Here is a 20,768-nt window from a genome sequence, read left to right on the forward strand (position 1 = left end):
TCTTAATATGAGCAGTGGCTGATGGCGTCGGGCTCGACGTCGAATTCGAGCGACGCCAATTCGTAGATGTCTTCGATCGAGACCTTGGTCGTCCGGCCCGACGAATGAATGGCGATTGAAAAGCCGACGAAATAACGCAACCTTTCAAAGCCGATTTCCTGAATGACGAGCACTTCGCCGTCTGCAAGAAGATCGGCGAGGTCTTTTGCGCGATCCTCCAGCGTCTCGCGCTCGTCGTCGTTCGTCCAACGGGACGCCAGGCCGCCCTCTTCCGCGTAAAAACAGACCTGATCATCACGCTCCGCGATGCAAATGTCATCGAATGTGCGAAGGAATTCAATCAGTGCGGCCTTGTCTTTCGAACGCACGTAGTTGCTCCGGCATAAGCCGACATAATCCGCCATAGCGGTTCTCCTATTTCGTTTGTGTTTCGCGTTCAGTCGATGAAGCGGGCGATCAACGCCGCTTCGTCGCGCTGGAAAGCGTAGTCGCGCAACTTGTCGAACAGCCCGCTCAGATGCGCGGCGGACGTTTGCGTCAGATCTTCCGACCATTGCAGACGGTTGATGGCGATGAGATTGACCCCGATGCTCGCCGCTTCGGGACTCATTCGATCGTCGAACCCGTTCATCGAATTGATGATCCGCAAACGATGATCCATTGCGACGGACATGAAGAATCCGCCATTGTCGAGACTGTAAAAGTCCCAGTAACCGCCCGCATAATCGGGGCAGAAATTGTCCATAAGCGTATAGACGCACATTTCGAATTGCGTGGCGCGCGCGCCGAAATATCGCGTCAGCGCGCCTTGCCGCGACGCGCCCGTAATGGGCGACTTCGCAATCGCTGTCATTATAGTCTCCCTGGATTTGGGACGGCGCGCTGGAAGCCCCGGGCGGGCGTCCTGAAACGCCCCGTCGGGGTTGAAGAGAAGTGAACGGACAAGGCTGGCGCCTTGCGGACCTCCTGCCCCGTTCAAGCCAGGTCCTTGTCATGGCGCCGGACGAGAGCCGGCCTCCAATCTTCAAACGGCCGCCGCAAGCTCGATAGCGCCGCCGCCTCGCACATCACGCGTTAAGAGGACGTGTCCATTGGAGATCCGCCCTCCCGCGCGTCTTTCCTGTCACGCCCGTATGTGCGGCGCCATCGCTTTATCCGACGCTCCAGGCGCAACATCTCGCAGACGACCGCGCCAAGCTCGATGGCTGCGACCAGGCTGGCCGAAGCCCGCGCCTTCAGGAGTTGACGGTATCGCCGCTCCAGAGTCGCATGCGCCGCCTCGAGGGCGGCGCAAGTTTCTTCGAAAGGCAGCGCGCCCGAACCTCGACAGGGCGCGCCGTCTTTATAATGGCGAACGATGACGCCGGATTTATTCACCTCCTTTTGACGGCTGCAGAATTGACATCGGCCTCGGGTCCAGCTCACGCCGGCGCCTTTTTTGACTCAAACGCAGTAAAGTCAGGCGTTCGGCCTTCCTTGTGGGCGAGCCCTAATTCCCAGGCGATGCGGATGAAGTTTTCATCGAGCGTCAGGCCTGGGACGCTCATGTCAACGCGAAGGGCCGCCTTCAAAAAGGTCGGCATCCAGTCATAGTCGTAAGCCCGATCCCAGGTTCCGTCCGCGGCTTCTTCCGTCACGACGAAGGAACGGTGCAGCGCTTCGGACGTCGCGCGGATGTCGTGGCGCAGCTGCATTGGGCCGACCTCTTCGAGATAGGCTAAGAGGCTGTCCGTCAGTTCGTCGTCGAACTGACGGTCGAAAAGGAGTTCGGTGAAAATCATCGCTGCTTCGGCGAAAAGATCGCGATTGGCGTTTGCCTGCGTATACGCATGCCTTTGCGTCGCGGCGAGACAGGCGTCCCGTTCCCGGTCCAGCTTCTCCCGCCGCAATCGTTCGAGGAGGATTTGATGCTCCTCGAAGAACACCGATTCTTCGAGCGTCGTGGATACCGTTACCCGCGAGAGGCGTTCCCGCACCCGTTCAGACAGCTCATTGAACGCGCCGGCATCCAGCAGCCGCGCGACTTCGGCGAGTTCTATGCTCTCCTGGGATTCGTCCCATTCGAGAATGTCGACAGCGAGTTCGCCATTTTCCACTCTCCGGATGCGCACTTTCTTGGTTCCGGGCTCGTAACCGCCGCCGCGGCTCCACTCCTTGTCGTAGGGAATGGCGTTTTCTTCGAGCAGTTGCTCCAGCCAGTCGATATTACCGTAGTTCGCCTCTTCATCGGCATAGACGACGATCGACTCGTCGCTGTTTTCCTTTACCACCGCATCGCCTTCGACTTCGTTCCAGAGATCGACGATCTCTTCGAACGCTTTCGGTATGGCGATGCTCGCATATGTTCTGTCGCCCATGATGGCCTCCTGTTAATGACATGGGCGCATGTCCCCTCCGGGGACGCATGCGCCCCGTGGGGTTGAAAGAGCTTCCGGGCGCGATCCTCGAACGGATGCGCCCGGATTTCAGTTTGAACGGCGTTGATGGTACGCCGGGTCCTCGAGCCCATGGGCTCAATCGCTGCCGGCATCGAACACCGGCAGCGCTTTTGGACAGGTCTGGCCCTTATGGGCCGGTTTGAACGAGGCCCAGAGGCCTGCAAGCCCGGTTGATTATCCGTATGGGAATATACAACGCCGAGCCTTTCGAGTGATGGGGGAATCCAGTCCCGTGCGCCGGGGTCCGCGGGCGATCGGCGTGAGTCATCGTCACGCCTGCGTTGCTTTCGCTAGCGGCAAGCCGTCCGTACCAGGAATCCGGTCCGGGCGCCGAGCTTATGGCGCGGTGGAGCGCTGGCGCATGCGCGTCGGCCACCGGGTCGCGACACCATGACCGCGTAAAGTCGCGCACACGGATCAGACACGCACAGGTCTGGACCAAGCGCGGGAGAGGCTGAGTTCACGGCGGGCCGGGACGACCTGCCGTGAACGGACTACTTCATTCGTCCGCCAACGCTTTGCATTCGCCGTCTCCCGCGAGGAAGGCCGGCAGCGTCTCCGCCGTGACGGCGGTAATCGCCGCCGCCGGCGCGCCTTTCATGAACCATGAAAACAGCGCAAAGTTTGAAAGCCCGCCGGATGTCAGGCTGCGCGCCGTTCGGCGCGTGGCGGAACAGTGAGCACGCCGGATTTCAGTTGCTCGCTGATCCAGCGCTCCAGCGCCGCATCGGCTAGATTGAGCATGACGCCGTCGACGCCGAAGCCGGGGATCGGATAGAGCCAGCCTTCTTCGCGAAAAGCGGCCATCATCGGCTCCCGCCAGTCGTCCAGCAGCGGGATCGCCGCAACATCGTTGATCAGGCGCCAGAGACGATCATCGAGATCCGTCACGGACGCATCCGCACGCCGAATGGCGATCGCCTTGCGATTGACTTTATCGACCGAGCCTACGAGCCGGTCGAACACCATCACATGCGCCATGCGATCGCCGAATAACGCCGTCGCCGGCATGCGGCCCTGCTCCTTGTCGAGCTTGGCGTCGGCCGCGAGGTTCGCGGGCAGAACCGTGCCGTCCGGTCGTTCGAACGTCAAAACGCCGCCGAGGAAGCCGTCTTCCGAGTCCGGCAGCGAGAGTTTGGCCGTCAATTCCTGGGCGCGGCTTTCCGCCGCCCAGCAGGACATGAACAACAAACGATTTTCGTCCGTCAGGAGACCGTCGACAAAAACGTCGTCGATCTGCTTCAGTCGCAGGAACTTCATTTTGTTTGCTCCATTGGTGGACGGTGCAGTGCGGAGACGCCTTTGCATCCGTCGAAATTGAAACATAGCGTCACCCTCGCGGGGGCGAGCCGTTGAGGCCAGCTCCCGGAGGATGATCGCCGGTGTCAGGGATTGCCCGTCTGAGCGGCGAGCGCATGTCGATATCGTCAGCACACGCCTCGAATGCGAAGCATGTCTGCGCGGGCGTCGTAGCCGGGGGCCCGTCGGGCCATGTCGACCAGATATTCGAGGCCCTCGATGTCGTCGTCTTCGAGGCCGGCGTTCGAAACGCAGCCCAAGAATGTATTGGGGTCTTCCGTCGCCATGGCGACGAGAATGCCCCTGGTTGTCGTGAATTCACGATCCATGACGCACTCCATTTGTATTGAAAGAGGTGCGTCTTCATCCCCGCCAGCGGGTGTTCGACACACCCTTGGCGGTTTCAAGATGAGCAGACGGCGTTGAAAACCGCGAACCTTCTACCCTGCTCGAGCCAGGTTCTTTATGCCGACCATCAGGCCGACCACAGCGATAAATCGCCTTCAACGGCGCACCATTAGCAGCCTGGATGCGTCCGGTAAAGCGCGAAGGGCCGCCGGCGCCTGCCAAGTTGAATTTCGCAGCGGGTGGAAAGCGGCCGCTCATGGCGTGACTCCGCAACTTCTTCTATGCGGACGAATTCGGCTCGCCGAACGTAGATGCAATCCGGAAAAAGATGGGTGAATCCTGTGCGCCCATACCCGTTAGCGGCGGCATGATTGCCGCCAGACGCCTCTCCAGGCGTACAATTCACTGTTCCGATAAGTCAGGATCGTCGATCAATCGCCTTCACCGTCTTCGTCGAAGTCATCATCGTCCTCATCGTCGTGACCATGGTGAAACGCCTGATCGTCCCATACGATGGCAAGCGCCTTGTCGTCAGCCTTGGGCGTCAGCGAGGCGCAGCCCGTCAGGGACAGCAGATCGCGATACGCGGCGAATGCGAGCATGTCGAAGGGATTGTCGAAGCCCCCGGCATCGAAGTCGGTGAGCCGCCACAAGACGAGCTTGAGCATAACCTCGTCGATAGAGGCGGCCCGCGTGCGCGCTCCGAGCTGGATGAGCTTCTTTTCGGCGTCATACCAAGCGCGCTCATTCTGTTCGACGACTGCAAGTTCAGGGCAGTCACGGAATTTTCTATTTCGGGATGAGGCGTCGGCTTCGATCCGGTTGCGGGCGGCGAAAAGACCGTCGAGCTGCGCGAGCATGCAGCGGTATTCGCCGACGAGCACGCCGAAGGGCGACCGGGTCGCCGGCAAAACAGGAGGATTGCCGAGGTCGAAGTCGGCGGGCGCGATCAGAGAGGCGGCGCCCTGCAGAATGGTCCGGCGGGTCGTCATGATTCGGTCTCCTTGGGACTTGGCGGCGTCCACGGGTGGATGATGTCTTTAAGGCTTTTGATCTCGTCGATCTGGCGGTGAAGGATCGTCCGCAGGCCGCTTTCTTTCGGGTCGTCCAACTCGCTCCCGGCGATCGCGTCGGACACAACGAAAAGCTCGGCCATGACGTCGTAAAGCCGGTCGGAGAGATCGGCGGTGTTGAACGCACGCCCCTCCCCCTCGGCCTTTCGCGCTGACCGGCGGCGTTTTCGCGACGAGGCGGATTTCCGGCGTGCCGCCATATTAAGGCTCCATCGCTTCCTGCGCGTTCGGCTTGCGCCGCCGCGCGAACCGGCGGAATTTCGGCAACAGAAGACCTTTCAGGCGCGCGGCCATGCCCGCTCCTTTCCTTGAATGGCGAAGTACACATATAGTCTGCAACCTTTCAGAATTAATGTCAACATAAAATCGGCAACATTGCGTAAATTATGATAACAAAAGAACAATGCCGAGCCGCCAGAGCGCTTATAGGATGGTCGCGCTCCGATCTCGCATCGGCGGCCAAAGTCTCTGAACGCACGATTACGGATTTTGAGCGGGGCGCACGGTCGCCGATTCATGCAAGCTTGGCGGCGATAGCGCAGGCACTTGAGAGCGGCGGCGTCGAATTCATCCCCGAAAACGGCGGCGGACCGGGCGTCCGACTGGCCAAGCCTCAAGAAAACGATAGTTGGAACGAAGCAGAGTGACGGGAAGATAGACGCACTCTCAATTGTCTTCTCTTTCTCGATGCGTCCTCGCCTGTGCCTGACCTTGGGATCGGCGATCGGGGCGGAAGCGGAACGACAAAGACACTGCTGAACCGCCGGCGAGGGCGATCGGAAAGTCGAACGGGCCGCGAAGGACTTTCTTCGCGCGCAGCCGAGACTTAAGCCGCGCCGCCAGCCCTTATTGTCGACAAGCTTCGGCGGACATCTCTCTGGTCATCGTGACCGTCCCCATTGGAAGCTCCACCGCGAGTTCATCGCAAACTGGAGCCGTGACCCATGAGATCTTCCGTTTACGTCGCCGCCCTCGCCGCGGCATTGTCGAGCGGCGCAGCGTCCGCAGACGAAGTTAAAGTATTCGAAGGCGGCCGCTATGTACGCGTCGTCGCCGTTCCCGCCCAGGAGCAGATCAAGCCGCTGCAGACGATTGTGTCGGTCACTTTCCCGCGGCGGGAGATCGCGACTGTTGGCGACGCAGCAAAATATCTCCTGCGCCGCACTGGTTACGCGATGCTTGCGGTCGACGCCGAAGCTTTTCCGGACCACGCCAGGGTTGCGAGCTTTCCCTTGCCGGAAATCCATCGCCGCTTCGACGGGGTGACCATCGCGTCGGCGCTGGAGGCGCTCGCCGGCGGCGCCTACCGGCCGGTGATCGATGACGCCGAACGGACGGTCGTTTTCGAACTCAAGGAAGACGTCGATCGAGACGGCATACGCCGCAAGCGCGGGATTTGAGGAATCGAACGAAGAGCAAAGGAAAACCCTCATGTCCGGCGCCGCTTCCATTTCCGATGACAAGGAGCCTCGCTCGAATGTCACGCGGCTCGCGCGCTCAGGCGACGCGCTGCGAAGCGACGAAGAAGAGCAAAATCAGACGGCGGCCGATGACACTGCCGCTACAGAGGACGAAATATCGCCGGCCGCGTTGGAGGCCGACAATGAGCGCTCGCATGCGAATGCTGCAAAACGTCGCCGCTGGATAGCAGGCGGGCTGATAATCATCGCGGCCGCAAGCATTGTCGCGCTAGCCGCATCTTACGGCCCCTGGACGGCGGATGAAGACCGGTTCGCCGAACGCATGACCGCGGAGCTTGACGATGTCAGGGAACGGATCGACGCCCTCGAAGCGAGCGATCGCGAAGCCGCGGTCGCCCGAACGGACCTCGCCGCCGGCGCGGACGCCGTTAAGCGCGCCCTGCGCGGGCTGACCGCCGATCTCGCCACGCTTGAAGCGCGCCTCGACACCGCGGAATCTCGCGACGCTGACTCTTCAGAGGCCATTGCAACGGTTCGTCAAAAACTGGCGGAAACGCAAACTTCGCTGGACGCATTCAGCGCGCGCCTTGAGAAGCTGCCAGCGCCGCAATCGGCGGCACGGACTTCTGTCATCACGCTGTCGCCGTCGGCCCCTGCGCCGGAGGGCGAAACAGATGACTCCCTGGACTTGCCGTTCACGCCGGTCGCCATCGACCTGTGGGCGGGCGCGCCGCAACTCGCGATCCGGAGCAAGGAGGGACTCGCTCACCTCGTGGCCGGCGAGACGCGTCAAGAATGGACACTTGTAAGCGCCGACCGCGACGCAGGCGCGGTCATTCTTCAGTCGGCGGACGGCGTCCCGCGCCGCTATGTGTTGGGCGAAGGCTTCGCAGACCCGCTGCGCGCACATCCGGCGGAGGCGACGCTCACGGTAAACGCAACGCCGGCCGACGCGCGCATTCGCGTTATGAACATCAAGCCGATCTACGCGCCGCAAATGCCGCTCGCGCCCGGTCTTTACGATATCGAAGTGACGGCGCCGGGCTTTAGGCCCCACCGGCAATGGATCAGGATCGGCGACGACGCGCATAACTATAAAGTGACGCTTGAGAAATCACCGGAGCGCCCGTCATGACGCTCGCTCGGGCTATGCGCTGCGCGCAGCGGTTGCGAGGCTACGAAATCCTCATCGCCGCCTTCGCGATTGTGGTGCTCGGTTCGCCTTCGGCCGATGCCCAGACCCCCGTTCCGATCGAGCGCGCCGAGACGGAGCTGTCTGCGACGAAGTCGATGCCGCTGAAAGAGGCGGCGGATCGTTGGAGGCTCACCGAGGCTGAATATCGCCGCTATCAGAATTTGATGACCGGCCCGCGCGGCCGCCTCAGTGATCCCGCCATCACGCCGATCGAAGTGCTTGGTATTGAAGCGCGATCCATGGCCGAGCGCGAAAAATACGCCGAACTCTATGTGGAGATGATGGCGCGCGAGGCCGACAAGGCGCTCGCGTTCACGCGCACGGTGCACGCTACTTGGCGGCGCACTCATGGCGATGTCAAAGTACTGAACCACGCCCGGATCAATGCCGCGCGCGAAGATTTCGGCAGCCGCTACGGCCCCTTGCCTCTAGGACTCCGGCGTCCGGGCCGTTTGATGATCTTTACGCGTCTCGACTGCGGCCCGTGTCAGGATTCAGTGTCGGATGCGCTCGCCAAAATCGATGCCGGAACATTTATCGGCGCCGATATCTATTTTGTCGAACTCGAGCAGGGGCGAGATGCAGAGATCCGCAAATGGGCGCGCGGCCTTGACCTCAGCCCCGAGAAAATCCGCAAACGCCGCATCACGCTCAATTACGACCAGGGCGAATATGAGTTCGTGAGCCGCCGCCTCGGGCGCAGTTTTGCGGGCAACACTGTTTTTATCGAGCGGCGCGGCGATGCATATGAGGCCGTGTCCCCAAATGCTCTGTAAGTTCTATGCACTTCCCCTCGCTCTGGCGGCGCTGCCCTTGCCGCCCAATGCCGCCGCTCATGCGCAGTCGGACATTCCGCTTGCTTTTCGCGAGACCGCCGCGTTTTGGGATATTCCCGATCCCGCACTGCTCTACTCTGTTGCGCTCGCCGAATCCAAAAGACAGCTGCCCGAAGGCGCGCTGCGGCCCTGGCCCTGGACATTGAACGTCGCGGGCAAGGGTTATTTCTACGAGACGGAAACGCAAGCGTGGGCCGCGCTTTATGAGTTCATTGCGGCGGGCGAACGCAATATCGACATCGGCCTGATGCAGATCAACTATCGCTGGAACGAGGATACGTTGATCGATCCTTATACGGCGCTCAATCCGGTCGCCAATCTCAATATGGGCGCAAAAATCCTCGCCGCGGAATATCGCGTCAGCGGCGATTGGGAAATTGCGGTCGGGCGTTATCACTCGCCCGGAAGCTCGCCCGCCCAACGCGCCAGGGCGGCGCGCTATCGGGATCATGTCGCCGCGCTGCGCCGCGCGCTTCAATCTGAGACGGATCCATGACGCGACAGGCGCTCCTCTGCCTCCTCATATTTGTATGCGCGCCCGCTGCGGCGGAGGACCCTCGCGTTCTCTATTCGACAGGCGAGACGACGCCGATCGCCGATCTCTTCGCGGACCCGGCCTTACGCGAAAAACTTCATGCGAGCGCGCAGCAGCCCGTCACGCATCCGAATTTGTCGTCGGACTCCCTTTATCCAATCCGATCCAAGCGGCTCACCGTCGGACGTGTCGGCGACCGGTCGCTTGCGGTCCTGGCTGAAATCAAAAAGCGCCCCGGCATGCGGCCTGTTTTCTTGATCGGCGACGATCCCACGTCGGCCGCCTGGCTCAAGGGCAATGCGGACTATTTGAAGTCGAGCGGCGCCGTCGGGCTGGTCGTCAATGTGGAAAGCCGCGCCCGCTTCGAGGCGCTAGCGCGCGTTGCGCCCGATCTTCCGCTTTTCGCCGGAGGCGGCGACGACATCGCGCGCGAGCTGGGGCTTTTTCACTATCCCGTCCTGATCACGCCTAACAGCGTACAACAGTAGTAATGCTATTAGAGGCGGCGATGAGCGACAAATACCAGGTCGAAGCGCTGTTGAGGCCGCCCGTCGAACTGTGGAGCGCGCTCATTTCATTCTGTGTCGCGGCCGTTGCGGCGATCGCGCCGGGCCTGACGCTGATGCCGCCGAAAGTCGCCTACGGCGCCAGCGCCGCGATCCTCCTCCTTGTGACCATTCCCCGTCTTCGAGAAGGCTGGCGGATCGTGACGTACCATCGTCATTTGAAACGCTTGCCGCGTTACGCCCTTCCCGCCGATCGGATCCCGGTGTCGAACCGCAAGCTGTTTCTAGGGCGGGGCTTTCAATGGGAGCAGAAACACACGCAGCGCCTGCGCGATACGTTGCGGCCCGAAGCGCAAGCTTACGTCCGTCCGGGCCCGCTCTATCGATGGGCGCGCAAAGCGGAAGTCGCCTGGGAGCACGCGCCAAGCCTCTCCCTGATCGCGGGCTTTCTCAGCCGCGACGCCTGGTGGAACCCTTTAAGGCCGCTGCCGCCCGTCGGCGGCAATCCCGCAATCCATGCGATCGAGCCCCGCGAGCAGAGCGCTTTCATGGATTTGCGCGAACGCGTCGGCCACACGCTCGTTCTCGGCACGACGCGCGTCGGCAAGACTCGCCTCGCCGAGACGCTGATCACCCAGGACATCCGCCGCGGCGACGTCGTCATTACTTTCGACCCCAAGGGCGACGCCGATCTCTTGAAACGCATGTACGCGGAAGCGGTCGCGGCGGGCCGCGAAGAACGATTCTACCTCTTCCATCTCGGCTTTCCGGCGCAATCGGCACGCTACAACGCCATCGGCTCCTTCTCGCGGATCACCGAAGTGGCGACGCGGATCGCCGGCCAGCTTCCCAATGAAGGCAACGCTGCGGCCTTCCGGGAGTTCGCCTGGCGGTTCACCAATATCATCGCGCGCGCCCTCGTCGCCCTCGGCCGGCGCCCCGACTACAAGCAGATCCGTCAGTATATCAACAACATCGAAGGTCTCTTCATCGAATACGCCAATGTCTATTTGAGGGAGCATGGCGAGGCCGGCTGGTCACAAGCGATCGAGACCATTCGCAACAATATCGACGAACGCCATCTGCCCTTCGCCATGAAAGGTCGCAACCACGAAGCGATCGCGCTCTTTAAATATACAGCCAAAAAGAACGACTACGATCCCGTTCTCGACGGCCTCAAATCGGCCTGGCAATACGACCGGACCTATTTCGACAAAATCGTTTCCTCGCTCGGCCCCTTGATGGAGAAGCTGACCAGCGGTCAGGTCGCCGAGCTCCTCTCGCCCGATTATTGCAATCTCAATGACGATCGTCCGATCCTCGACTGGCGTCAGGTGATCCGCGAAAAGGGCATCGTTTATGTCGGCCTCGACGCGCTCTCGGACTTCACCGTGTCGAGCGCCGTCGGCAATTCCATGTTCGCCGACCTCGTCAGCGTCGCCGGCGAGATTTACAAGCACGGAATCGAGGACGGGTTGGCGACGAGCGATAGCGCAGCGGTCAAAGTTAAACAGCCCATCAACATCCATGCCGACGAATTCAACGAACTGATCGGCGATGAATTCATTCCCCTCGTCAACAAGGCGGGCGGCGCCGGCGTGCAGGTGACCGCTTACACCCAAACCTGGTCCGATATCGAGGCGCGGGTTAGGAGTCGCGCCAAGGCGGGACAGATCACGGGAAATTTCAACACGCTCATCATGCTGCGCGTCAAGGAGCAGGCGACGGCCGAGCTCTTGACCAACCAGCTAAGCGAGGTGGAGATTCAGCAAATGATGTCCGTCTCGGGCGTCAACGATTCGAGCGCGCCGGATTCGAGCTCGCATTTTACGAGCCGCAATGAAGACCGCGTCACCACCATGCGCGTTCCCATGGTGACGCCGTCGCAACTGATCCAGCTGCCCAAGGGGCAAGCCTTCGCCCTGCTCGAAGGCGGCACGCTGTGGAAACTGCGCTTGCCGCTGCCTGTCGAGCCGAGAAACGAGTCTCTGCCTGATGGCGTCGAAGGCATCGCCGAGGCCATGCGCGAGCGTTATGTCACCAATGATCTCTGGTTCCGCACCGAGGAGCCCTGGTGGCGCCGGGCCGCGAGCATAGCGAACGCCGGCGGCGCGCCCGTCAACATCACAGAAGAAGACGCAGCTCTAGACGTAGCGGTTGACGAGATCGCTACGCCGTCCCCGCCGGTTGGTTTTTTAGAGGCGGCAAACGCCGCTTCGGAGGATTGAGCCAATGGCGACGGCGCCAACCAGGACGCAAACGGAACAACGCGGCCTTGTCAGCTTCATCATAGGTTCGGTGCTCGAAATCGTCGCCTGGTTGATGATCTCGCTGGTTTTCTCCGTCATCCTCGAATGGATCGGCATGGCGTTTTGGTGGAAAGAAGAAGGGGCTGAGCACAGTCTCAATCTCTTGCGCGCCGAAATCTCCAATCTCGCCCATGGGGCCAAGGCCGTGCTCACGGGCCGCCCTCCGTCCGACATCGCGGCCGACGCAGTCGATTGGACCTATGAACGGGTTTGGGAGCGCACTGGCGCGATCGAATGGTTTTCAAGGTTTGGCGGCGTCATCCGCGAATACGCCTTCGCCTTGGTCAACATCACTCAGGTGTTCGTCGTCCGCCTCACCATTCTCTCGCTCGCCATGCCGGTTTTCCTCCTCGCCGGCGTCGTCGGCCTGGCGGATGGTCTCGTCGAGCGCGACATCCGCCGATGGGGCGGCGGAAGGGAAAGCGGCTATGTGTTCCATATCGCTGCGCGGTTCATCAAACCAGCGATCATCTGGACCTGGGTCCTCTATTTGTCGTCGCCGGTGAGGATCAATCCGGCCCTGGTGATATTGCCCTTCGCGGTTCTCTTCGGGCTCGCGCTCAGGGTCTCCTCGGCCAGCTTCAAGAAATATCTCTGACAAGGCATGTACGATATTCGCGTTTATCCCAAACTGTAGTCGATTTAGGGCGAATGTCCGCTGACGGGTACGATGCCGACAGAAGCAGATTTGTGAGTTTCACAGCAGGCGCCCTCTTCGCGTAATTCACCTGCGCTGGCGTATAGTCGTGCGCCACGCTCCAGCCTGGGCGGATGACGAGCGGTGATCGGACCCGATCGATGGAAGGCGGTGCGTATGACACGTCGTTGCCTGTGTTGAAGGCGTCCTGAACTTCCGTTACGAACTCCGGCGCGCAAATGTCCGACGCGGGCGCGGACGAACGAATGAAAAGTCAGGCGTTCGCTGACCCCTCGCGCGTTTCGCGTTCATATTGCGGCGCCTTTCTTTAGGTGATATCAATCCTTTCGCGGGCCTGCAGCGGGCGCCCGCTGCAGGCGAGGTTTCGCCCAAGTCCCGCTTCGTGACGGCGTGATGGTCATCGCGCCGGGCAGCGGAGCGTCGGCATGAAGCGCCTTCCCATATCGAAGCTTAATCTCCCGGCGCCGGATCCGGCGTTGAAAGGCGCTGGGCAAGACCCAGCGCGGCCGCTCAATGCCCGGCCGGCAAACGCGTGCAGTGATGAGCGGCGCGCGGCGGCGCGCCGCATCGGAAGAGAACAAGTCGGGCGGGGATCGAAAAAATGACCGGTTCAACGCAAAAGGCGACCGCGCCGAACACGCATGGGCGATCCGTGTCATTCGGAGAGGCGTTCCGCGTCTGGCTGCGTGTCGCGGCGCTCTCCTTCGGCGGACCGGCGGGGCAGATTGCAGTGATGCATCGCATCCTTGTCGACGAGAAGAAGTGGATCAGCGAAAGCCGGTTCCTGCACGCCCTCAACTATTGCATGCTGCTGCCCGGGCCCGAGGCGCAGCAGCTCGCGACCTATATCGGCTGGTTGCTGCACCGGACGGCCGGCGGCCTCGTCGCCGGGACATTGTTCGTGCTGCCCGGCTTCATCAGTATCCTGATCTTGAGCGTCCTCTACGCCGGGTATCAGGAGCTTGCCTTCGTTCAGGCGATCTTCTTCGGCGTCAAGGCGGCCGTGCTGGCCGTGGTTGTGGAAGCCGTGCTCAGGATCGGCAAGCGCGTCCTGAAGAACAGCTACATGTATGCGATCGCCGCGGCGGCCTTTATCGGCATTTTCTTTCTCGATGCGCCGTTTCCCCTAATCGTCATCGGCGCCGCCTTGATCGGCTTTCTCGGCGAGCGGTTCGACCCCGACAAGTTCGTCGTCATCAAGGAACGCGAGGCCAAAGGGAACAGCGAGGAGCCGGCGGTCGACTCAATGCTTGCGGACGGGCGGGCGGACCACACGCGGCCAACGCTTGGCCGCGCCGTCAGGGTCGCGGGCGTCTGGCTTTCCCTGTGGTTTGCGCCGCTGATCGTCATCGCCGCCGTCCTTGGGCCGGATGATGTCTTCACCAGGATCGGGCTGTTCTTTTCGAAGCTCGCCGTCGTCACCTTCGGCGGCGCCTACGCCGTGCTCGCCTATATGGCGCAAGAGGCCGTGCAGAACTACGGCTGGCTCGCTCCCGGCGAGATGCTCGACGGTCTGGGCATGGCGGAGACGACGCCGGGTCCCTTGATCCAGGTCGTGCAATTTGTGGCCTTCATGGGCGCCTTCCGGGAGGCCACCGGGCTCGATCCTTTCACGGCCGGCATGCTCGCGTCGGTGCTGGCGACATGGGTGACCTTCACACCGTGCTTCCTGTGGATCTTTCTTGGGGCGCCCTATGTCGAGCAGCTCAGAGGAAATCAATCCTTGAGCGCGGCGCTTTCGGCGATCACGGCGGCGGTCGTCGGCGTGGTTCTCAACCTTGCAGTCTGGTTCTCCCTGCATGTGGTGTTCGCGGAGGTCGCAGTCTTCCGGGCTTACGGTCTCAGGCTGCAGATTCCGGCGATCGAAACCATCGATATCGCGAGCCTCGTGCTCGCCGCCGGCGCATTAATTGCGATGTTGCGCTTCCATGCGGGCATGATCCCGGTGCTCGGCGTCAGCGCCGCGCTGGGGGTCGCGTGGCGCATGCTGGCGTGAAACACGTGCGGTTTCACGCAACGACATGCCTGTTCACGGCCCGTGCGCTGCGGGATTTCGGCGACGGCTTCGTTGCCGTCCTCTTGCCGGTCTACCTGCTCGCGCTCGGCCTTACGCCGCTCGAGGTCGGCGTCATCTCGACGGCATCGCTCTTGGGTTCGGCGTTTCTCACCATCGGCGTCGGCCTTCTCGGCGCGCGCTACGGCCATCGCCCGCTTCTACTTGGCGCGGCCAGCCTGATGATCGCAACCGGCGTCGCCTTTGCTGCGATCGACGCCTATGCGTTACTGCTGGTCGTGGCCTTCGCGGGCACGATCAATCCCTCGGCCGGGAGCGTCAGCGTCTTCGTGCCGCTGGAGCACGCGGCGCTCACTTCAGCCGTCAGCGATGCCGACCGCACGAAGATGTTCGCACGCTATAGCCTCGTCGGCGCCCTGGCCGCAGCGGTCGGCGCCCTCGTTGCGGGCGCACCCGACCTCCTCGCACGGATTGGAGTCGACACGCTGATCGCCATCAAGGCGATGTTCATTCTCTATGCGCTTCTCGGCCTCATCGGGGGCGTTTTTTATGCCCGGATCCCGAAGCGGCGGCCGGTCCGAAACGCGCGCTCGGCGTCTGCGCTGGGTCCGTCCCGCGGGATCGTCTTCCGGCTGGCGGCGCTCTTCAGCTTTGACGCCTTCGCTGGCGGATTCGTTGTCCAGTCGTTGCTGGCCCTCTGGCTGTTCGAGCGGTTCGACCTGTCGCTGGCGGCCGCCGGCGTTTTCTTCTTTTGCTCCGGCGTGCTGTCGGCGTTCTCGTTTCCCGTCGCCGCCTGGCTCTCGCAGCGCATCGGGCTCATCAACACGATGGTGTTTACGCATATTCCTTCCAGCATCGCCCTGATGCTGGCCGCGATCGCCCCGACGCTTCCGTTGGCGTTAGGACTCCTGCTCATCCGCGCCGCGCTCTCGCAGATGGACGTGCCGACGCGCTCCTCCTATGTGATGGCGGTCGTCACCGAGACGGAACGCGCCGCCGCCGCAAGCTTCACGGCAGTGCCGCGCAGCCTCGCGGCTGCGGCCAGCCCGGCAATGGCCGGAGCATTGTTCGCGGCTTCATATCAGGCCTTGCCTCTACTCATCTGCGGCATGCTGAAGATCGTCTACGATCTTCTTCTGCTCACGCAGTTCCGGAACATTAGGCCGCCGGAAGAGTCATGAGACGCCGCCGAAAGTATCAAAGTTCATCGCTTCCCGGGATTCAGCAAAGGCCGAGAAAGCGAGGGTCATTCCTTTTGTGCGTCGAGCGCCGCGCGAATGCCTGCGGCGAGCTCTTGCGCCGGACCGCGGCCCCAGAAGTGGAGGAAGTAGGAGGTCGGCTCCTCCCCGATCATGTGGTTGTGCAGCGCGACGATATGGACGTCATGACGGCGCAAGGCGCGCATGACGGGCTGGACCTCGTCGGCGGTCATCATGAAGTCGCCGGCGACGGCCGCCGCGGAATCATCGCCGATGAAGGCGGCCCAGGTGGTCAAACCCATCGAGCCGCCGATCCGCTGCCCGTGCATGACGCCTTCTCTGGCGAAGGTGAACTTCGCGACGCCGCCGTTCACGGACGCCGCGGCGCCGAGAATGCGCTCCAGCGCGGCGCTATCGAGATCGCCCGTTCCGACTTCGCCGGCGCCGCTGCTTCGCCGCGGCGCGGAATGCGCCGCGCGCACGGACCTGATCGCGTCCCACATCGCCTTGACGCCCTTGGCGAGCGCCTCCGCCTCGCCCTGGCCGCCGATATGCATGAAATAGACCGGCGGGTCGTCATAGATGAAATGATTGTGCAAGGCGGTGACGGAAAGACCATTGGCGAACGCCGCGTCCATGGCGGGCGTGATCTCGTCCTCGAAAACCACGGTGTCTCCCATGAGCATGGCGTGGTCGCCCACGGCTGTGAAAGCCGCCCAGGAACCGAGGCCTGCGGCCGGCGGAAACGCGGCCCCGTCGATCCGCACCGGCGCGTCATCTCTTTGCCAGCCGATGCGCACGACGCCGTCACTCGTCACCGTCGCCGACATGTCCGCGCCGCGCTCCACAGCCGCCTTGATTGACGACTCTGCGCCGAGCGCAATGCTCGTATTGGAGAGCGCAAGCGCAAGCGCGAGCGCAAACGCGATAACTGTGCAGATTGTTCTCATGATTTCTTTCTTCCTTTTACTGACGATATCTCATTGATCTAGGTCGTGCGACGAGCGCCTAAAACGCAGCGTAAACCGCGCGCCGCCGCCAGGATTATCGGCGACCTCGACGCCGCCGCCATGGGCCTTCATCGTCTCCCGGACGATGGCAAGCCCGAGTCCGGCGCCCGCGCCGCGCGCGTCGCCGCGCCAGAAGCGGTCGAAGACGCGCTCGCGATCCTCCGGCGGAACGCCGGGGCCGTGATCGGAAACGCTAACCTCGCCCCGCTCCAAAACTTCTACGCAGATTTCGGTTTGCGGCGGCGTGTGCGCGATGGCGTTTTCGATCAGATTCCTCAAGGCGTCTTCGATCGCATATCGATTGCCTTTGATGTGGACCGGACGATCAGCGCCAATGAAAGCAATCGAACGATCTTGCGCGATCGCCAGCGGCGCCATGTGCTCCACGACTTCGGTTGCGACCGCGGCGAGATCTGTCTCCGCCGAGACATCGAGGGCGACGCTGTCGAGTCGGGCGACGCGAAGCAGTTGCTCCACAAGCCGGTTCATCCGGGCGGCGTCCTGGCGGAGCTTGGCGATGTCGCCGTCGCCTTCGATCGTCTCCAGGGCGCCTGAGATGATGGCGAGCGGCGTGCGCAATTCGTGGGCCGCGTTGGCCGTGAACTGGCGCTGCAGGGCGAAGCCTTGTTCAAGGCGGTCGAGCGCCTTGTTCACGGCGGCGACCAGCGGCTCGATCTCGCCCGGCAGATCGCGCGTCGACAGGCGCTGCGAGATGGCGCCCGGCTCGATCATGGCGGCTTGCGCCGAGACTTCGCGCAATGGCTTGAGACCGCCGCGGATGGCGAGCACGCCGACAAGAAGCGTTGCGGCGACGAAGATCGGGATGGTCCAGGCCGCATCGAAGATGAACTCGCGCAACATGGCGTGCAGGAGGGCCTCTGCTTCGCTCGCCTCTGCGACCGTGACGAAGATCGGCCCGGCGGCGCTCTCCAATCGCTGGTCAAGACCATAATACTCGCGCCCCGACACGTTGAAGCGGAAGAAACGCGGCTCGTCATCGGCCGGCGGACGCCCTGCCGCCAGCGTCGCGATCTCGTCTCGGGAAGCGGCGATCACCCGGCCGCCCGCATCGCGGATCGCGAACGCCGAGACGCCGTCGGAAGAGCCATAGGCGGCGGCGAGCCGCGGGGGAAGGTCGATGACGGATGCGTTGTTGTCTTCGCGCTTGACGAGCCGCGCGAGATCATTGGCGCGCTCGATCAGGTTCCGCTCGCCGAGCGAGTCCGCGGCCTCATATGTCTGATAGACAAGAGCGCCGGTCGCAAGAAGGCTCGCCGCAAGAAACAACGCTCCCAGACGCAGGGCGAGCCGAAGCTGAAGCGAGCGCAGGCGAAGGGCTTTCATGGCTTCGGCTCGGCAAGCATGTAGCCAATCCCCCGCACGGTGTGGATTTCCGCAGCGGCGCCGTTTTCAAGAAGCTTGCGCCGCAGATGATGGACGTGGACGGGAATGGCGTTGGAGTCGACCTCTTCCTCGATCCCGTAGAGCTTTTCTTCGAGCACGCCTCTCGGCACGACCCGGCCGAGCCGGCGCATCAGATGCTCGAGAATGGCGATCTCGCGCCGCGATAGCGAAACCGGCCGGTCATCGACTTTCGCGTCGCGGCCGATGGTGTCGAGGGTGAGGTTGCCGGCCGTCAGAACCGCGCCCAACGCGCCCCCCGGCCGGCGCAGGAGCGCCTTGACGCGGGCGATGAGCTCGGCGGTCGCGAAGGGCTTGACGAGATAGTCGTCGGCTCCGCTGTCGAGACCCAATACCCGGTCCTCGACGGCGTCGCGCGCGGTCAGGATCAGGACGGGCGCATTTCCGCCGGCGGTCCGCGCCGCCGCGAGCACGTCAAGCCCGTCGCCATCCGGCAGACCGAGATCGAGGATCACGGCATCGTAGGGAATAGCCGCAAGCGCCTCGCCCGCATCGGCGGCCGTCCCGGCGGCGTCGACCGTAAATCCCGCCTTGCGCAGCGCGGCAGTGAGGATTTCGACGATCCGATCCTCGTCCTCGACGATCAAAATGCGCAAACCGGCTGCCTCGCTTCCATGTCCGCTGGGTCACCCTCGCCGGGCGTCATTATCGCAGTATTAAGCGGAGGGCGGCGGCGCATAATACTGCCTTAATGAAGCCGGACCAGCCTCATCGAGCGGGCGCTCAGTGTCAAAGCGGATCAGCGTTCAACAGGCATGAAGGAGCAGCCAATGAAAACCCTATTCATAGCGGCGGCAATGGCGACGGTGTCAACGGCGGCCCTCGCCGGCAATGAAAACTTCGATGCGGCGGCGCCCGGCGCGCTTGCCGAGGATTGGACATGCGGCGTGACAGGAAAGGGCGCGCCGATCTGGAAGGTCGAAACGAACGAGACGGCGCCGACGCCGCCCAATGTTCTAAAACAATCCGGGCGCGGGGATTTTCCGTGGTGTGCGTATACGCCCGCATCGATCGCCGACGGATATGTGGAGGTCAGATTCCGACCGCTTGAGGGGAAAAAAGATCAGGCCGGCGGACTGATGTGGCGCTGGAAGGACGGCGACAATTATTACGTCGCGCGCGCCAACGCGCTTGAAAATAACGTTTCGCTGTACCACACGACGAAAGGCAGGCGCCGGACGATCAAATATGTCGACGCGCCGGTGGCGTTGAACGAATGGCATGTGCTGCGCGTGGAATTCGCCGGGCAGAAAATCAATGTGTTCCTCGATGGCGTTCAATATATTGATCTCGAAGATGATCATATTTCCGGCGCGGGCGCCGTCGGCGTATGGACCAAAGCGGACAGCGTCACCGAATTCGACGACTTTGCATTCGGCGCTCAATGACATCTCGGCCTGTTGGCTGAAAAACAAGGGGGCGTGACCGTCGCCCGGAAGGAATGAGCCCATGAGCAGAGTGTTTTTGATCGCGATCGCAGCGCTCGCCCTCGTTCTCGCCCTCGCTGTGTGGCGGCCCTGGAGCGGGCGCGACGCCGGAGAAGTCGTTGTCTATACCTCGGTCGACGATGTGTTCGCCCGGCCGATCGCAGAGGCGTTTCAGAAGGAAACCGGCGTTGCCGTCCGCCTTGTCCCCGATACTGAGGAAGCAAAGAGCACGGGCCTGCTCAACCGGCTGATCGCGGAAAAGAATCGTCCGCAAGCGGATGTGTTCTGGAGCGGCGATCCGGTTCGCGCGGAGATCCTGAAGAAACAGGGCGTCGCGACGCCGTACAAGTCGCCGCAAGCCGATGGGCTGCCTGCTGCGTTTTCCGACCCGCAAGGCTACTGGACGGGGTTCTCCGCCCGGGCGCGAGTGCTCATTTATAACAAAGACAGGGTCGCCGCCGGCGACGCGCCCCGCTCCGTCATGGATCTGGTCAACCCTCGATTTCAAGGGCGCGCCTGTCTCGCCAATCCGCTTTTTGGCACGACGTCCATGCATGCGGCGGCGCTCTTTGCGGTGCTGGGCGAGGAAGGCGCGAAGCGCTTCTTCAACGAATTCCTGGCGAATGGCGGACAGCTCGCCTCCTCGAATGGCGACGTGCGGCGGCTTGTCGCCGAAGGCCGTTGCGCCATCGGTGTCACGGATACCGATGACGCCAATGTCGCGCTTATGGAAGGAAAGCCCATCGAGATCGTCTATCCCGATGCGGACGGCATGGGGACGCTTGTCATCCCCAACGCAGCCGTCCTGATTGCGGGCGGCCCCAATCCGGAAAACGGCGAGCGCTTTATCGACTATCTGCTGCGGCCCGCGACCGAAGAGGCCCTTGCGACAAGCGCCGCCGCGCAATTTCCATTACGCGCCGGCGTCGCCGTCCCGGAGGAAATGATTACCCTCGATCAAATGCGCCCGATGGAAGTCGATTATACGGCGCTCGCCGGCCGGCTTGAGGAGCTCAACCGCGGTTTCCTCAAGGACTTCGCCGACCGCGCCCGGTGAAACGGGAGCGCGATGCAAAAA

General features: G+C 62.4%; 23 protein-coding genes. 12 read left to right on the top strand and 11 right to left on the bottom strand.

Translation table 11 applies throughout. The annotated features are described in order from the left end of the window. Positions 1-2 precede the first annotated feature (2 nt). From CW354_RS20090 to CW354_RS20125, 8 genes are all read right to left on the bottom strand, one after another. Positions 3-404, bottom strand: coding sequence for a hypothetical protein (locus CW354_RS20090; protein ID WP_104831895.1), 402 nt, complete (start codon positions 402-404; stop codon positions 3-5). A 32-nt stretch (positions 405-436) separates the two neighbouring features. Then, positions 437-853, bottom strand: coding sequence for an antirestriction protein (locus tag CW354_RS20095; RefSeq protein WP_104831896.1), 417 nt, complete (start codon positions 851-853; stop codon positions 437-439). 221 nt (positions 854-1,074) lie between these two features. Next, positions 1,075-1,377 carry a hypothetical protein gene (locus CW354_RS23575; RefSeq protein ID WP_104831897.1) on the bottom strand — a complete coding sequence of 101 codons (303 nt, stop codon included), beginning with the start codon at positions 1,375-1,377 and terminating at the stop codon, positions 1,075-1,077. Positions 1,378-1,421: 44 nt separating this feature from the next. After that, positions 1,422-2,357 carry a hypothetical protein gene (locus CW354_RS20105; RefSeq protein WP_104831898.1) on the bottom strand — a complete coding sequence of 312 codons (936 nt, stop codon included), beginning with the start codon at positions 2,355-2,357 and terminating at the stop codon, positions 1,422-1,424. A gap of 723 nt (positions 2,358-3,080) precedes the next feature. Further along, complete coding sequence (locus CW354_RS20110) at positions 3,081-3,698, bottom strand: hypothetical protein (RefSeq protein ID WP_104831899.1); 618 nt, start codon at positions 3,696-3,698, stop codon at positions 3,081-3,083. Between the two features lie 167 nt (positions 3,699-3,865). Beyond that, the gene (locus tag CW354_RS20115; RefSeq protein ID WP_104831900.1) at positions 3,866-4,066 is read right to left on the bottom strand and encodes a hypothetical protein; all 201 of its coding nucleotides are present in this window, start codon (positions 4,064-4,066) and stop codon (positions 3,866-3,868) included. A 450-nt stretch (positions 4,067-4,516) separates the two neighbouring features. After that, on the bottom strand, positions 4,517-5,077 hold the full coding sequence (locus CW354_RS20120) for a hypothetical protein (protein ID WP_104831901.1): 561 nt from the start codon (positions 5,075-5,077) through the stop codon (positions 4,517-4,519). Then, a complete protein-coding gene (locus CW354_RS20125) occupies positions 5,074-5,358 on the bottom strand; it encodes a hypothetical protein (RefSeq protein WP_104831902.1) in 285 nt (94 codons plus the stop codon). The genes CW354_RS20120 and CW354_RS20125 overlap by 4 nt, the downstream gene beginning before the upstream one ends. Positions 5,359-5,544: 186 nt before the next feature. On the opposite strand from CW354_RS20125, the gene CW354_RS24165 reads away from it, so the two are divergent. From CW354_RS24165 to CW354_RS20180, 10 genes are all read left to right on the top strand, one after another. Next, positions 5,545-5,805, top strand: coding sequence for a helix-turn-helix domain-containing protein (locus tag CW354_RS24165; protein ID WP_207764936.1), 261 nt, complete (start codon positions 5,545-5,547; stop codon positions 5,803-5,805). Between the two features lie 297 nt (positions 5,806-6,102). Then, positions 6,103-6,558 (top strand): PFGI-1 class ICE element type IV pilus protein PilL2, encoded by a 456-nt coding sequence (gene pilL2 / locus CW354_RS20135; RefSeq protein ID WP_104831904.1) that lies wholly within the window; start codon positions 6,103-6,105, stop codon positions 6,556-6,558. Positions 6,559-6,589: 31 nt separating this feature from the next. Then, positions 6,590-7,714 carry a peptidase associated/transthyretin-like domain-containing protein gene (locus CW354_RS20140; protein WP_104831905.1) on the top strand — a complete coding sequence of 375 codons (1,125 nt, stop codon included), beginning with the start codon at positions 6,590-6,592 and terminating at the stop codon, positions 7,712-7,714. Next, the gene (locus tag CW354_RS20145) at positions 7,711-8,550 is read left to right on the top strand and encodes a TIGR03759 family integrating conjugative element protein (RefSeq protein WP_104831906.1); all 840 of its coding nucleotides are present in this window, start codon (positions 7,711-7,713) and stop codon (positions 8,548-8,550) included. The genes CW354_RS20140 and CW354_RS20145 overlap by 4 nt, the downstream gene beginning before the upstream one ends. Next, entirely contained in the window at positions 8,540-9,106 is a 567-nt protein-coding gene (locus CW354_RS20150) for a transglycosylase SLT domain-containing protein (protein WP_165793861.1), read from the top strand. Before CW354_RS20145 ends, CW354_RS20150 begins: the two co-directional genes overlap by 11 nt. Further along, a complete protein-coding gene (locus tag CW354_RS20155; protein ID WP_104831908.1) occupies positions 9,103-9,633 on the top strand; it encodes an integrating conjugative element protein in 531 nt (176 codons plus the stop codon). Before CW354_RS20150 ends, CW354_RS20155 begins: the two co-directional genes overlap by 4 nt. 20 nt (positions 9,634-9,653) lie before the next feature. After that, positions 9,654-11,879 (top strand): type IV conjugative transfer system coupling protein TraD, encoded by a 2,226-nt coding sequence (traD, locus tag CW354_RS20160; RefSeq protein ID WP_104831969.1) that lies wholly within the window; start codon positions 9,654-9,656, stop codon positions 11,877-11,879. Between the two features lie 4 nt (positions 11,880-11,883). Then, positions 11,884-12,558, top strand: coding sequence for a TIGR03747 family integrating conjugative element membrane protein (locus CW354_RS20165; RefSeq protein WP_104831909.1), 675 nt, complete (start codon positions 11,884-11,886; stop codon positions 12,556-12,558). Between the two features lie 661 nt (positions 12,559-13,219). Next, positions 13,220-14,614, top strand: a complete 1,395-nt coding sequence (chrA, locus tag CW354_RS20175; RefSeq protein ID WP_104831911.1) for a chromate efflux transporter — start codon at positions 13,220-13,222, stop codon at positions 14,612-14,614. Further along, entirely contained in the window at positions 14,596-15,813 is a 1,218-nt protein-coding gene (locus CW354_RS20180; RefSeq protein WP_243396495.1) for an MFS transporter, read from the top strand. The genes chrA and CW354_RS20180 overlap by 19 nt, the downstream gene beginning before the upstream one ends. A gap of 65 nt (positions 15,814-15,878) precedes the next feature. On the opposite strand, the gene CW354_RS20185 is transcribed toward CW354_RS20180, so the two are convergent. From CW354_RS20185 to CW354_RS20195, 3 genes are read right to left on the bottom strand one after another with little or no spacing between them, the layout of a single operon-like run. Beyond that, the gene (locus CW354_RS20185; protein ID WP_165793862.1) at positions 15,879-16,781 is read right to left on the bottom strand and encodes a DUF1259 domain-containing protein; all 903 of its coding nucleotides are present in this window, start codon (positions 16,779-16,781) and stop codon (positions 15,879-15,881) included. 30 nt (positions 16,782-16,811) lie between these two features. Further along, a complete protein-coding gene (locus tag CW354_RS20190) occupies positions 16,812-18,185 on the bottom strand; it encodes an ATP-binding protein (RefSeq protein ID WP_104831912.1) in 1,374 nt (457 codons plus the stop codon). Next, positions 18,182-18,859: a response regulator gene (locus CW354_RS20195; protein WP_104831913.1), complete on the bottom strand. Its 678-nt coding sequence runs from the start codon at positions 18,857-18,859 to the stop codon at positions 18,182-18,184. Before CW354_RS20195 ends, CW354_RS20190 begins: the two co-directional genes overlap by 4 nt. Before the next feature lie 174 nt (positions 18,860-19,033). On the opposite strand from CW354_RS20195, the gene CW354_RS20200 reads away from it, so the two are divergent. Further along, the gene (locus CW354_RS20200; protein ID WP_165793863.1) at positions 19,034-19,651 is read left to right on the top strand and encodes a hypothetical protein; all 618 of its coding nucleotides are present in this window, start codon (positions 19,034-19,036) and stop codon (positions 19,649-19,651) included. Positions 19,652-19,712: 61 nt separating this feature from the next. Then, positions 19,713-20,747: an extracellular solute-binding protein gene (locus CW354_RS20205; RefSeq protein ID WP_104831914.1), complete on the top strand. Its 1,035-nt coding sequence runs from the start codon at positions 19,713-19,715 to the stop codon at positions 20,745-20,747. Positions 20,748-20,768 lie beyond the last annotated feature (21 nt).

It is taken from the genome of Hyphococcus luteus, from assembly GCF_002943565.1.
Classification (GTDB): domain Bacteria; phylum Pseudomonadota; class Alphaproteobacteria; order Caulobacterales; family Parvularculaceae; genus Hyphococcus; species Hyphococcus luteus.

Coding starts and splice junctions, on each gene's coding strand:
- CW354_RS20090 (WP_104831895.1), bottom strand. CDS start 404: ATGGCGGATTATGTCGGCTTATGCCGGAGCAACTACGTGCGTTCGAAA.
- pilL2 (WP_104831904.1), top strand. CDS start 6,103: ATGAGATCTTCCGTTTACGTCGCCGCCCTCGCCGCGGCATTGTCGAGC.
- CW354_RS20190 (WP_104831912.1), bottom strand. CDS start 18,185: ATGAAAGCCCTTCGCCTGCGCTCGCTTCAGCTTCGGCTCGCCCTGCGT.
- CW354_RS20140 (WP_104831905.1), top strand. CDS start 6,590: ATGTCCGGCGCCGCTTCCATTTCCGATGACAAGGAGCCTCGCTCGAAT.
- CW354_RS20145 (WP_104831906.1), top strand. CDS start 7,711: ATGACGCTCGCTCGGGCTATGCGCTGCGCGCAGCGGTTGCGAGGCTAC.
- CW354_RS20185 (WP_165793862.1), bottom strand. CDS start 16,781: ATGAGAACAATCTGCACAGTTATCGCGTTTGCGCTCGCGCTTGCGCTT.
- traD (WP_104831969.1), top strand. CDS start 9,654: ATGAGCGACAAATACCAGGTCGAAGCGCTGTTGAGGCCGCCCGTCGAA.
- CW354_RS24165 (WP_207764936.1), top strand. CDS start 5,545: ATGATAACAAAAGAACAATGCCGAGCCGCCAGAGCGCTTATAGGATGG.
- CW354_RS20120 (WP_104831901.1), bottom strand. CDS start 5,077: ATGACGACCCGCCGGACCATTCTGCAGGGCGCCGCCTCTCTGATCGCG.
- CW354_RS20105 (WP_104831898.1), bottom strand. CDS start 2,357: ATGGGCGACAGAACATATGCGAGCATCGCCATACCGAAAGCGTTCGAA.
- CW354_RS20125 (WP_104831902.1), bottom strand. CDS start 5,358: ATGGCGGCACGCCGGAAATCCGCCTCGTCGCGAAAACGCCGCCGGTCA.
- CW354_RS20205 (WP_104831914.1), top strand. CDS start 19,713: ATGAGCAGAGTGTTTTTGATCGCGATCGCAGCGCTCGCCCTCGTTCTC.
- CW354_RS20165 (WP_104831909.1), top strand. CDS start 11,884: ATGGCGACGGCGCCAACCAGGACGCAAACGGAACAACGCGGCCTTGTC.
- CW354_RS20150 (WP_165793861.1), top strand. CDS start 8,540: ATGCTCTGTAAGTTCTATGCACTTCCCCTCGCTCTGGCGGCGCTGCCC.
- chrA (WP_104831911.1), top strand. CDS start 13,220: ATGACCGGTTCAACGCAAAAGGCGACCGCGCCGAACACGCATGGGCGA.
- CW354_RS20115 (WP_104831900.1), bottom strand. CDS start 4,066: ATGGATCGTGAATTCACGACAACCAGGGGCATTCTCGTCGCCATGGCG.
- CW354_RS20110 (WP_104831899.1), bottom strand. CDS start 3,698: ATGAAGTTCCTGCGACTGAAGCAGATCGACGACGTTTTTGTCGACGGT.
- CW354_RS20200 (WP_165793863.1), top strand. CDS start 19,034: ATGAAAACCCTATTCATAGCGGCGGCAATGGCGACGGTGTCAACGGCG.
- CW354_RS20095 (WP_104831896.1), bottom strand. CDS start 853: ATGACAGCGATTGCGAAGTCGCCCATTACGGGCGCGTCGCGGCAAGGC.
- CW354_RS20155 (WP_104831908.1), top strand. CDS start 9,103: ATGACGCGACAGGCGCTCCTCTGCCTCCTCATATTTGTATGCGCGCCC.